Annotated in this window: 14 protein-coding genes and 1 tRNA gene; 3 read left to right on the top strand and 12 right to left on the bottom strand. The window is 36.5% G+C overall.

Annotated features, from left to right (window positions below; translation table 11 throughout):
• Positions 1-211 precede the first annotated feature (211 nt).
• Positions 212-308 (bottom strand) — tRNA-Sec (locus tag V7127_RS25155).
• Positions 309-449: 141 nt separating this feature from the next.
• Here V7127_RS25155 and V7127_RS25150 point away from each other — a divergent pair.
• The gene (locus V7127_RS25150; RefSeq protein ID WP_335355519.1) at positions 450-875 is read left to right on the top strand and encodes a DUF2621 domain-containing protein; all 426 of its coding nucleotides are present in this window, start codon (positions 450-452) and stop codon (positions 873-875) included.
• Positions 876-954: 79 nt separating this feature from the next.
• Here V7127_RS25150 and V7127_RS25145 read toward each other — a convergent pair whose 3' ends face one another.
• The 3 genes from V7127_RS25145 to V7127_RS25135 all read right to left on the bottom strand — a co-directional run bounded on the left by V7127_RS25145 (position 955) and on the right by V7127_RS25135 (position 2,887).
• Positions 955-1,428, bottom strand: a complete 474-nt coding sequence (locus V7127_RS25145) for a CcdC family protein (protein WP_335490860.1) — start codon at positions 1,426-1,428, stop codon at positions 955-957.
• Positions 1,429-1,574: 146 nt separating this feature from the next.
• Positions 1,575-1,934 (bottom strand): response regulator, encoded by a 360-nt coding sequence (locus tag V7127_RS25140; RefSeq protein WP_335490856.1) that lies wholly within the window; start codon positions 1,932-1,934, stop codon positions 1,575-1,577.
• A gap of 245 nt (positions 1,935-2,179) precedes the next feature.
• Positions 2,180-2,887 carry a cytochrome c biogenesis CcdA family protein gene (locus tag V7127_RS25135; RefSeq protein WP_335490854.1) on the bottom strand — a complete coding sequence of 236 codons (708 nt, stop codon included), beginning with the start codon at positions 2,885-2,887 and terminating at the stop codon, positions 2,180-2,182.
• A gap of 290 nt (positions 2,888-3,177) precedes the next feature.
• Here V7127_RS25135 and V7127_RS25130 point away from each other — a divergent pair, with 290 nt between their 5' ends.
• Positions 3,178-3,348: an aspartyl-phosphate phosphatase Spo0E family protein gene (locus V7127_RS25130; RefSeq protein ID WP_335490851.1), complete on the top strand. Its 171-nt coding sequence runs from the start codon at positions 3,178-3,180 to the stop codon at positions 3,346-3,348.
• A gap of 90 nt (positions 3,349-3,438) precedes the next feature.
• On the opposite strand, the gene V7127_RS25125 is transcribed toward V7127_RS25130, so the two are convergent.
• The 8 genes from V7127_RS25125 to yneA form a co-directional block, all read right to left on the bottom strand.
• On the bottom strand, positions 3,439-5,232 hold the full coding sequence (locus V7127_RS25125; RefSeq protein WP_438824064.1) for an ABC transporter ATP-binding protein: 1,794 nt from the start codon (positions 5,230-5,232) through the stop codon (positions 3,439-3,441).
• Between the two features lies 1 nt (position 5,233).
• Positions 5,234-6,982: an ABC transporter transmembrane domain-containing protein gene (locus tag V7127_RS25120; protein ID WP_335490849.1), complete on the bottom strand. Its 1,749-nt coding sequence runs from the start codon at positions 6,980-6,982 to the stop codon at positions 5,234-5,236.
• A 199-nt stretch (positions 6,983-7,181) separates the two neighbouring features.
• Positions 7,182-7,394, bottom strand: coding sequence for a YneF family protein (locus tag V7127_RS25115; protein WP_335347872.1), 213 nt, complete (start codon positions 7,392-7,394; stop codon positions 7,182-7,184).
• An 87-nt stretch (positions 7,395-7,481) separates the two neighbouring features.
• Positions 7,482-7,919 (bottom strand): sporulation inhibitor of replication protein SirA, encoded by a 438-nt coding sequence (sirA, locus tag V7127_RS25110; protein ID WP_335354543.1) that lies wholly within the window; start codon positions 7,917-7,919, stop codon positions 7,482-7,484.
• Between the two features lie 183 nt (positions 7,920-8,102).
• Positions 8,103-10,103: a transketolase gene (tkt, locus tag V7127_RS25105; RefSeq protein ID WP_335490847.1), complete on the bottom strand. Its 2,001-nt coding sequence runs from the start codon at positions 10,101-10,103 to the stop codon at positions 8,103-8,105.
• A 181-nt stretch (positions 10,104-10,284) separates the two neighbouring features.
• Positions 10,285-10,518, bottom strand: coding sequence for a DUF896 domain-containing protein (locus V7127_RS25100; RefSeq protein WP_335347875.1), 234 nt, complete (start codon positions 10,516-10,518; stop codon positions 10,285-10,287).
• A 140-nt stretch (positions 10,519-10,658) separates the two neighbouring features.
• The gene (locus V7127_RS25095; RefSeq protein WP_335354541.1) at positions 10,659-11,315 is read right to left on the bottom strand and encodes a YneB family resolvase-like protein; all 657 of its coding nucleotides are present in this window, start codon (positions 11,313-11,315) and stop codon (positions 10,659-10,661) included.
• A gap of 26 nt (positions 11,316-11,341) precedes the next feature.
• Entirely contained in the window at positions 11,342-11,665 is a 324-nt protein-coding gene (yneA, locus tag V7127_RS25090; RefSeq protein WP_335354540.1) for a cell division suppressor protein YneA, read from the bottom strand.
• 154 nt (positions 11,666-11,819) lie between these two features.
• Between yneA and lexA the strand changes: the two genes are divergently transcribed.
• On the top strand, positions 11,820-12,443 hold the full coding sequence (gene lexA / locus V7127_RS25085; protein WP_335354544.1) for a transcriptional repressor LexA: 624 nt from the start codon (positions 11,820-11,822) through the stop codon (positions 12,441-12,443).
• Positions 12,444-12,501: the final 58 nt, after the last annotated feature.

The raw sequence follows: 12,501 nt of genomic DNA, 5'->3' as shown, positions 1-12,501 counted from the left end.
GTGGCCTTAATGGTTAACCACTGTCGGTTAACCATTAAGGCCACTTCCTAAACATTAAATTAGTAGGAACTCTCATATTATAGTGTCTATCTTTTCAAATAACTCATAGCTAAAAATTATATACAAACAAACTAGGTATTGTATAAAAAGTTAGCAATATGTGATCAGTGTTTGGAGGTAAGACTTTCGCATTGAAAAATCGTAATTTGTTTGGCGGGACTGCCTGGGAATCGAACCCAGCTGACCACGCACGGTGGTCACAGATAGTTTTGAAGACTACGGAGGACACCAGTACCCCAATCAGCCCCTTAATTGGACATGTTAATTATAGTATTTTAAGATATAATGAGCAAGGAAATAATCTGTTTTTTTATATTGATCACTTAACTTGTCTGCAATCTGGCAAGCGATTATAATATAGTAAGTATAATGTATTTGAAGGTGAGTATATGCTTAGTGGATGGTTTTTGTGGTTTATTCTGTTCTGGGTTGTTGTCCTTACGGGCTCTTTTGCCATTGGCGGCTTCTTTATGTTTCGGAAGTTCTTGAAAAAGATGCCTAAGGAAGACGGAAAATCGGATATGGATTGGGAAGAATATTACGTGAATGAATCAAAGCATCTTTGGAATCAAGAAGGAAAAAACTTGCTTGAAGATCTTGTTAGTCCTGTACCCGAACTTTTCCGTGATGTGGCAAGGCATAAAATTGCCGGAAAAATTGGTGAGCTCGCGATAAAGGAAAAGGTTTCTTCAATCAATGAGGATTTAATAATAAGAGGATATATTGTTGCTACACCAAAACGAGATCATAAATTCTTAAGAAAAAGATTAATTGAAAAAGAAATAAATATGACTCCATACGAACATTTATTTTAACCATTCTCAAAGGGGAATGGTTTTAATTTTACAAATGCCACAGATTTTCACTAATCTGTGGCATTTACATCTTTATTGTTCAATTCAATAAACTTAATTCACGCTGCAATTTACGATAGTTCATATACATAGCAACTCTCCATGGAACAATCATCCCAAACGCTAGTATCCAAAACATACCGCTAAGCTCCCCGAGATCAATGGAAGAACTCAAAACCAATTTACCAGCTATTCTAAGTATGAGTAAACCAATTAAGATAAAGGCAAATGCCTTTGACCGCTTTAAATATATTTGATTTTCCCTAATTTCAAATTTAGAGGTTTTGATCAGTAGTATGGAAAATATCATACCTACTAAAGTAGCTTCCAAGATTTCAAGGGGCGTTACTCTAAAATACGGAAAAATAAACATGAGGGCACCAGTACTCATGAAAATAGGCGGCAAAATTATTTTTTTGGCTGATGCTGGTTTTTTTGCTGCCTTAATGCGGAGAAACATGACGAATATAGCCATGCCAATGGCGCCAATTGATGAAACAATAACCATATCCATATTTTTACATCCCTTATCTAATGATGATTTATACTTATTATATCGTAATTCCTTATTTGAAGGAATGAAAATGAAATCAATACTGCCTCTGTTTAATCCGAACTACTCTAGATTCGGATTAAACAGAGGCAGCATGTGCTTACAAATTAACTTAATACTCTATTTACGGCCTCTAGGACACGGCCTTCATCAAACGGCTTTACAATAAAATCTTTCGCTCCCAATTCGATCGCCTCTACAACCATCTTTTGTTGCCCCATTGCAGAACACATAATAACTTTTGCACTTGGATATTGCCTCTTAATTTCCTTCACTGCTTCAAGTCCGCTCATTTCGGGCATTGTAATATCCATGGTCACTAAATCTGGCAATAAATCCTCATATAGTTGAACAGCTTCTTTGCCGTTTTCACCTTCGCCAACAATCTCATGATTCGCTTTTTTTAAGATCGTGGATAATGTTATCCTCATAAACTTTGCATCATCAACAATTAGTATTCTTGCCATCGCTGTTTCCCCCTCGACAACTACATCGGAAGTTTAATCTAATAATTTCTACAATTAATAGGGTTCATGAACTATATGAGACTTGATATAAGCTAGATTATTCTTACTCTAAGAAAGAACATACTATAAAATATATCTAAAATTGCGTGAAATTTCAATTTAAAAAGACCGACAAATTTCGCCCGTTTATTTTATTTCTTTATATTCTATCAGGTCAATCATAAAATTTTTACAATTCAGTTAGGTTAAAAGCCAGTAAATCCTCCGAATAAAGGTGATAGTATGGCAATGATTTTTGTCATCCAGTCAAAAAACAAGACAACACCCATTACCATCATAATGTAACCGCCTACTTTCATAATCAGTAGACTGTTCTTTCTAATCCACTTTAGCTTCCCAATAAAGAAAGAAAGGACAAAAAACGGGACAGCAAAACCAAGAATATAGGCAAACATATAAATCATTGCAGAATTAGGATTTGAAACCGCAAGTGAGAAAACGGCACCAAGTATTGGACCTGTGCATGGAGTCCAGCCTGCAGCAAATGCCATTCCTATTAATATTGACCCTAGCAGGCCAGAAGGACGGTTTTTAAACTCAAATCTTCTTTCCTTCATTAAAAACTCCGGTTTAAGAAAACCAACTACCATTAAACCAAAGATGAAGATAAATATGGCTCCAATTTGTCTGATCAAATCTTGATAATCCATAAAGAAAGTTCCAAGAAATGAAGTACTAAAACCAATCGCAATAAAAATAAGTGAAAATCCAATTAAGAAAAACAATGTATGCATCATGCTTCGCCTTTGGAGCATAGCATTTTCTTCTTTAAGTTCACCAACAGACATACCTGTTATATAAGATAAAAAAGCTGGATACAAGGGTAAGCAGCATGGTGAAATAAAGCTTAAAAATCCAGCACCTAACGCAATGAACACATTTAAATCAGCCATCATAACATCTCCTGTTCAAAACGATTCATTCTTCATTCTAACAAATGTTAGTAGGAAATGATAATGAATAGATTTGAACAATTTGTGTCTCTCTCCTCAATTTTAAGATAATACGATAAAATAATTTAGTTATTATAGAAGTTTCTTTTGAATTTATTCCCAAAATTCGCTATACTATAGCATATGTTAACAAATTTTGTTTTAATCTATCATGTTTTTACATTTCTAGAAACAACAAGTTCGTTGGAAATGCTGTTTCTCCTTATAACGATCTGAAAGGATAACTGGATGTGTCTAACAAAGATTTACTCAATTTAATTGAACAGAAGAGAATTGAACTGATACAAGTGGCGATGAAAAATGGCTTAGCTTCATCCTCGGCCATCAGATATAGCCAAGAACTTGATCTTTTGCTGAATGAGTATCACCGCAATCATAGCAAAAAAATACCCACACACTAAAATAACCAGCCTAGGTAAACATACCTGAGCTGGATTTTCTTTTTTGTAAAACTTTTTTTACCCATTACTAGCAGTATAAAAAATAAGGTCTTAAACGACATCTCCCACTTTTTCTCCTGAACTGTTTTGCAATAAATACATTTTATGATATAAACCTTGTTTGGCTAGAAGCTCTTGATGGTTTCCTCTCTCGACAATTTCACCTTGATGCAGGACAAGGATTAACTCAGCATCTTGAATCGTTGACAGACGATGGGCAATGGCAATTGTCGTTCTCCCTTTTCGCATTTTTTCTAAAGCAAACTGAATAGCTTCTTCAGTTTCTGTATCAATATTAGCGGTTGCTTCATCCAAAACGAGTATTTTTGGATTTGCAGCAATCGTTCTTGCGAAAGCGATTAGCTGTCTTTGTCCACTTGAGAAGGTAGAACCTCTTTCTACTACCTGCTGATTATAACCATTCTCTAATTTTTCAATGAAAGCATGAGCTTGCACAAATTGAGCTGCATCTAAGATTTCTTGGTTACTTAGTTCTTGTTTATGGAGACGAATATTATCATTAATCGTACCGAAAAAAAGGAACGGATCCTGAAGGACTAATCCCATTCTAATCCTTAGCTCTTCCTTGCTATAGGATTTGATTGATTCTCCATCAATCAAAATCTCCCCTCTTTCAAATTCATAGAAACGCATCATGAGATTAATGATTGAGCTCTTTCCACTTCCGGTGTGCCCTACCAGGGCAACAGTTTCTCCAGGTCTAGCTGTAAAGGAAATATTCTTCAAAACGTCTCTCTTTCCGTCATAAGAAAAGCTTACATTGCGGAATTCAATTTCCCCATCCAAAATTTGCTTTTTCGCGTTCTCCGGCTGTTTAGGGGCAAGCTCTGTTTCATCAACAAGCTTAAATACTCTTGATGCTGCGACAATAGCCTGCTGGTACATAGAAAGTCTCATCATCATTTGATTAACAGGCTCAAAGAAACGATCTAAATAACTGATAAATGCATAAATAACTCCGATTTCGATTGGGCTGTTGAATGAAGTGATGCCAAAAAAGCTTAATATCATGATTAATGCGAAAACATAAACTAAATCAATGGCTGGCCGTAATAACAGACTATCAATTTTAATATTTTTCATCCCTGCTTGATAGTGCTTTTCATTAATATTTTCAAATTCCTGTCTAAGCCGTTTTTCTTGGCGGAAAACTTGAATGATTGACATGCCTTGCAATGATTCACTTAACTTCGCATTAAGCTGGCTCAGCCTCTCCCTCATATCCTGATAAAAAATGGAGCTATATTTTCTATAAGTCTGCATGATATAGAATAGAATTGGCAGGATTATTAAACAAAATAGAGCAAGTTTAACATTTAAGATAAACATGGCAATAAAAATACCCACTAAAAGGAATGCCCCTTGAATGAACGTTACGATCACACTCACAAACATATCCTTTATTGCTTCTGTATCATTGGTTACCCTTGAGACGATACTTCCAGCAGGTGTTTTATCGAAATACTTTAGTCCAAGCTTCTGGACCTTCGTAAAAACGTCTACACGAAGCTGTTGAATGATCTTTAAAGCGATCTCCTGAAATTTCAGCAATTGAAAATAAGAGACAAGTACATTCATAATTTGAATCCCAATAAAGGCTGCCCCTAATGCAAATAGAGGTTCAAATTCTAAATTTCGTGGTCTTAAATAGTCATCAATGAAAATCTTAATCAATATCGGTCCAAGAACATCACCAATAGTTGTCATTAATAGCAAACTGAAGGCTAGGACCATCGTTTTCTTATGGGGCTTTGTATAGGACAGAAGACGAAAAAGAATTTTCCTCTGTTCCTTTCCTTCTATTCCCTTAATTTCATTCATCATCCTAACCTCCCTGCTCAACCAATTCTTCTAGCTGCTGCTGTAAATACATCTCTTTATACCAGCCGTTCTCATGCATTAACTGCTCATGAGTGCCCCTTTGGACAATTTCCCCATTATCAAGAACAATAATAAGATTAGCATGCTGAATGGCACTTAAACGATGTGCAGTAATAATCGTTGTCTTCCCTTCACGGTCTTGTCTTAATGCAGACAAAATGGCTTCCTCCGTTTTAGCATCAACAGCAGACAATGAATCATCCAATATCAATACCTCAGGCTGCATTAATAAAGCCCGAGCAATGGAGATGCGCTGTTTTTGCCCGCCAGAAAGAGATACTCCACGTTCACCGACAACCGTATCGTAGCCATCTGAAAACTGTAAAATGTCGTCATGAATGTTTGCTAGCCTTGCAGCTGCATAAATCTCTTCAATATCTGCATGTGGCTTTGTAAAAGCAATATTTTCAGCAATAGTTGCCGAAAATAAAAAATGGTCCTGTGGTACATAGCCAATTGCTTCTCTTAGCTTTTCAATTTGATAATGATTTAATGGGTTTTCAGCAAACATGATGTTACCATCATACCCTTCAAATTCACGAATCAATAATTTTAACAGAGTTGTTTTCCCCGCACCTGTTCTACCTACAACCCCTAACGTTTCTCCTCTATTCAAGGTAAAATGGATATCCCTCAATAATGGCATTTTATCCTCTGGATATGTAAATGTAGAAAGGTTAAATTCAATATCCCCACTTGGAACCGTTTCTAGCGCGTCAGGAAGATCATAAATATCAACCTTTTCCGAAAGGAGTGAGGTAACGCGATCATTTGAGGCACGCCCTCTTTCAACAATATTAAAGAGCCAGCCAAATGCGAGCATTGGCCAGATAAGCAGTCCTAAATAAGTCGTAAACGAAACTAGCTCCCCTATTGTCATTTCTTCATTAAGTACATATTTTGCACCAAAGGCAATGGACAGGAAAAAGGAAATGCCTACTATAATTGATATGGTAGGGTCGAATAATGAATCGATTCTGGCAACAGAGACGTTCTTTTTAACGACATCCTCAGATTGCTTCCTAAAATCCTCAATGTCCTCTTTCTCTTGACCAAATGTTTTAATCACTTTAATCCCTGTTACACTTTCCTGTGTTTTATCATTTAAAGCTGAAAATGCCTCCTGTGCCTTATGAAAGCGCTTATGAAGCATAGTTCCGTACCAACTCGTTAAAATGGCCATAAGGGGCATCGGAATTAAGCTGATTAAAGTAAGTTTCCAGCTAATTGTTGCGGCCATGGCAATAATAACAAATCCGCCTGTGGCTAATGAATCCACAAGTGTCAATACACCTGCTCCGGCCGTTTGCTGAATAGCTTGAAGATCATTTGTTGCGTGTGCCATCAAATCACCAACCCGCTTCTTTTGATAGAAGGATTGGGACATATTTGTGAAATGATGATAGAGTTTATTCCTTAATATTTTCGATAGTTTAACAGCTGAACCAAAAATCATTATTCTCCAATAATATCGTAAAATATACATGAGCATAGCAGCTCCAACTAATGCACCCAATAATTGAAAAAGGTTGTTCCAAGATAAAGTTTGATCCTTTATATGATCAACAAAAATACCTATCACTTTAGGAGGAACAAGCTGCAGCAGAGCTACAAGCAATAACATTAGGATACCTATTAAATAAGGTTTTTTCTCTTGTTTAAAAAACCACATTAAATCTAAGAACACTCTCATCTCTTAAGTCCTCCAGAATTGAAAAAACTGCATCTAAGTCTGTACCTTTCAAAAGACATCAAATGAAAGGTAATAGTTGCCTTTTGATCATAATACTTTAGCTTAAATAGTGTATCAAATATTACAAAAAATAGGAAGATTTATATAATGTGAATTTTATTACATAAAAAAGCACCCATTACTGAGTGCCCGTCCACCATTATTTTGTTTGCTTATTCATGGCGTTCATCATTTGATTAATTTTCTTTTGCGATGGCTTTTGACCCATCTGCATCATCATCATTTTTAACATTTGTTCATTAATTGGCGGATTTTTCTTTAAATAGCTCATCATATATTTTCGAGCAATGAAAAATCCTAGTGCTAAACCAGCAAGAAGTGCCAGGATACCAACTAGAATATAAGTCCACATTCAAATTTCCTCCTTCGTGTTGTCTAACATACAGTGTACTAAACCAAAGGCTATTATACAATATTTGCTTTATGATTTTATCATATTTTAAACTAATTTTCTTTCCTTAATTGGTTTTAGCCAACCGTAACGATGATGTTCGATATCAATTGCCAGAAAAGACGACTCGCTTTTTCTAAGCACCTCAAAAAAGATCGTCTCCGCATCATAATTTCCACTCGCTTCTAATATTAAACATCGGTCCTTAATCTCTAGTTTAGCGCTGCTTCTTTTTCCCATTTCTATATAATATAACCCTTTATGTGTCAAAAAATCTTTATTTCGATACATCTGCTGGTTAATATATTGATGAAGTTTTAATCCCGGTATCGGCTTTGTTATAAATTGAATTTGTCTAGCTAGTATGGATTCCATAGTACCAGCCGCGTGCTCGAATTCTTGAAATAACTGAAAAAACATTCTCTCCCTGCCAAAATAGTGGGAGGCAAATTCATCTTCAATTAAATATAACTGATAGGATCTCATCCAAACCTCTCCTTCCGGGACAAACCCCCTTTCCTCTCATTATACTTATGTAAAATTGAACATTGTGTCTTAAACCGTCAAAAACATTCGCTTATTTTGTCGAAACGAAGAATTTTTAGAAAATAATAGCTATCAATGACAAAAAGAGAAGAGCCTTTAGCACTCTTCTCTTTCGTAATAGTTCTATAATAGGGATTTAACACGCGCCACAACATTATCAACCGTGAAACCATATTCCTCGATGATTTTTTCGCCAGGAGCAGATGCACCAAATTGATCAATACAAAGGACATCTCCTTCATCACCAGCATAGCGATGCCAGCCAAGAGAAGCACCCATTTCAATCGCTAATCTTTTCTTCACATCTTTAGGAATAACACTTTCCTTGTATTCCTTAGATTGAGCTTCAAAACGATCCCATGAAGGCATACTGATAACCGCTGCTGAAATACCATCAACTTCTAAAGCTTGCTGCGCTTCCACGGCTAAGCTTACCTCTGATCCGGAAGCAATTAATAATGCATCAGCTTTTTCTTTGCTAGCAGGTGATACAACATATGCCCCTTTTGAAACGCCATCATATGCTGCTTCTTTTGTACCTTTTAATGTTGGCAGATCTTGTCGCGTTAATACAAGGGCTGTTGGCTTATCTGACGATTCAACCGCTAATTTCCAAGCAGCTGCTGTTTCATTTCCATCAGCAGGACGAATAACAGATAGATTTGGCATTGCACGCAAAGCAGCTATTTGTTCAATAGGCTCATGTGTTGGTCCATCTTCACCAACAGCAATACTGTCATGTGTAAACACATACGTAACAGGCAGCTTCATTAATGCAGCTAGACGAATAGCCGGACGCAAGTAGTCAGAGAAAACAAAGAAGGTACCTCCAAATACTTTTAATCCTCCATGTAAAGCCATTCCATTTAAAGCAGCTCCCATTGCAAATTCACGAACTCCAAACCAAATGTTTTTTCCATCAAAGGTTTTTGGAGTAAAGTCTGCAGTTCCTTTAATCATTGTCTTATTTGAACCTGCAAGGTCAGCAGATCCTCCGATAAAGGATGGTAGGTTTTTGGCAATGGCATTCAATGCCTCTCCAGATGACGCACGGCTCGCAATGCTTTTTCCTTCTTCATAAGCAGGTATATCATTTGCCCAGCCCTGCTTAAGCTCGCCGTTAATAGCTTGCTCGAGCTGACTTGCAAGCTCGGAAAACTCACTTCTGTATTGAGCAAATAGGTCATTCCATTCTTGCTCCTTCTTTTCTCCTTGTACTGCGACAAGCTTTCTGAAATGCTCATACACTTCTTCAGGAACATAGAAGTCTTCTTCAAAAGTCCACTTATAAGATTCTTTCGTTAACTTTAATTCATCTGCACCAAGAGGAGCTCCATGAACATCAGATTTTCCTGATTTATTAGGTGATCCATATCCGATGACTGTTTTTACTTCAATAAGCGTTGGATGATTAACATCTAGTTTCGCTTCTTCAATCGCATTTGCGATTTCAGTCAGATCGTTCCCATCTTCTACTCTTAAGTATTGCCAGCCATATGATTTAAATCTTTGTTCAACACTTTCAGAGAACGACTTATTTAAGTCACCATCAAGGGAAATATCATTGGAGTCATAAAGCACTATTAATCTCCCAAGGTTAAGGTGGCCAGCAAGAGAAGCTGCTTCTGCGGAGACACCTTCCATTAGATCCCCGTCACCACAAATGCTGTATGTATAATGATCAATTAAATTAAATTGATCTTTGTTATAGACAGCTGCTAAATGGCGCTCAGCCATCGCCATTCCAACTGACATAGCTATTCCTTGCCCAAGAGGACCAGTAGTTGCATCGACACCAGGCGTATGACCAAACTCAGGATGTCCTGGAGTTTTGCTTCCCCATTGTCTGAAGCTTTTAATATCTTCCATTGATACATCATATCCCGAAAGATGAAGAAGGCTATATAGAAGCATAGAACCGTGGCCAGCTGATAGAACAAAACGGTCACGATTAAACCATTGTGGATTTTTAGGATTATGATTCATAAATTGAGTCCAAAGTGTATATGCCATTGGCGCTGCTCCCATTGGCATACCAGGGTGACCTGATTTTGCTTTTTCAATTGCATCAATAGATAAAGTACGAATGGAACTTATGGATAAAGCATCGTTTTGATCAAACATGTGATACATCCCTTCTGCTAATTATTATTACTCTTCTAATATTAAAGTTAGCGCCCTTCTAATACAACAAAATGTATAAATAATGCTTAAAATTCTATTATTTATTATTTTGCCTTAAAAACTTATGTATATGTAAGGAAGGAAACATTTGCTGTATCCTTCAATTCATGTTTCTTACTCATCAATGTAACAGATCTTTGTTTTGTACCTTTTTAAGCTTTTCAGGGGTTACATCATTTCCTTTAGGGTCAACAATGGTAACACCTTTAAGCGTAGTCAGCATAGATGAGCGAAAGGTCTGTAAATATTCTTTGCGCAGGGCAGACTGTTCCTTCGCCTCGGTTTCATTTAATCCTACTTCCTTTGCCTTCTTTGCAAGAGCATTAATTCGATTTAGTTTATCTTTTGGCAGCATAGTTTAGCTCCTTTATTTTTTCATTGAATCCCATTGCAATGTTACTAAAAAAGAGCCATTTTGACAAGAAAGGCATATTAGGAAAAAACCCTACCCAATTTGATAGAGTTTCAGCAATATATTTTTAAGAATTATTCGCATTACTTTTCTATCACTGCTTTTGTATCGATATACTCCTGGTATCTTCGATGTACTGTTGCTTTAGATATTTGATATCCAAGCCCTGTAAGTGTTGCTGCAATTTCTGAGAATGTTAAATCATTTTTCCTGAGTCTTACGATCTCTTCAATGGGTACCTCAATACGATCCCTGCCTGAATGCATGCCGAGATTTGTAAGGTTTTTCTCAGGTCTGAATCCTTTTTGGACAGCACGCCTCATTCCCCGCTTAATTTTTATATTATGTATTCTCCTTTGGTATTCCTCCACCAAACTTACGATATTTAATACCATTGAGTCCGATTCAGATAGCTGAAGCTCCCCGTTGTGGGTAACACTATATAATAAAACACCTTCTTTTAATATACAGTGTAGGATAGCCATTTTTGCATTGCCTCTGCCAAGTCTAGTCTCGTCCTGAATAAGAACATATTTTATTTCCTTATCTTTAATAAGTGATAGGAGATTAATAATTCCATTGCGATCTAAATCATAGCCGCTAGCCTGTTCGCGAATGACTTGAACAATTTCGAAGCCATTTTTAATTGCTAGCTCTGTTAATTCTTCCTCTTGTCTAGCCAATGATGTTTCCTGTGATTCTTTCGTTGTACTTACTCTACAATAAATAATTGCTTTCATGTGTAATGCCCTTCCACAAAATATTTTTATTGGGAACTTGCTAACTCGGTATGAACTTCTGATGAATAATCCTTTAATACAGGAATGACGAGTTCATCTCCCGGAAAGATTCTTTCCCCTGAAATTCCGTTATTCCGCTCGACCCAGCTAATAAATTCTATTGCTGTTAATTCATGATCCATTGAAAATTCTTCAGCTATTTGCCATAATGTATCGCCATCATTGACAGTAATTTTTATATATTTAATATTTTCGGATTCTCCAAGCTGATTTATTAAGATGAACGCGGTAAAAAAGCTTAAAACGAATAGAATAATAGCATACGAATATTGATTCCACAATTTTTTCATACTTACACACCTCATTAAGAATATATGTTCGCTTATTGATTTTATTATAAACCGAACATTTGTTTTGTGTCAACAATTATTCGAACTTATGTTTGTACTATATTGTAAGTGGTGCTATAATTAGGGAAAGAAAATCATAAGAGGTGTGATTATGATGGCGAAATTATCAAAAAGGCAGCAGGATATATTAAATTTTATTAAAGAGGAAGTGAGACAAAAAGGTTATCCACCATCTGTTAGAGAAATTGGCGAAGCAGTGGGTTTAGCCTCTAGCTCTACTGTCCATGGCCACCTTGCTAGATTAGAAAGCAAAGGCTTAATTCGGAGAGATCCAACGAAACCGCGTGCTATTGAAATATTAGACTTAGAAGGAACTGTACAAGCTCCTGACTATAAGATCGTGAATGTTCCAATTGTAGGAAAAGTAACAGCTGGTCAGCCGATTACAGCTATTGAAAATGTTGAGGAATATTTTCCGCTGCCCGAAAGACTGGCACCTGATGCTGATCAGGTTTTTATGCTCGAAATTATGGGTGAAAGTATGATAGAGGCAGGAATTCTTGACGGGGATTATGTCATTGTAAGGCAGCAGCAAACTGCCAATAATGGCGATATTATTGTTGCGATGACTGAGGATGACGAAGCAACTGTTAAGAGATTCTTTAAGGAAAAAGATTATATTAGACTTCAACCAGAAAACTCTACAATGGAGCCAATTATTCTCCGTAATGTATCCATTTTAGGCAAAGTCATTGGTGTATATCGGCATATTCATTAGCATGAATGAAAGCGGGCATCTTTTTGCCGGCTTTTTCTTTTATATGAATACATAATCA

It is taken from the genome of Bacillus sp. JJ1773 (genome assembly GCF_036962035.1).
In the GTDB taxonomy this organism is placed as follows: Bacteria; Bacillota; Bacilli; order Bacillales; family Cytobacillaceae; genus Cytobacillus.
Note: the sequence above shows the minus strand (reverse complement) of the source record. Positions and strands in the feature narration are given on the sequence as shown.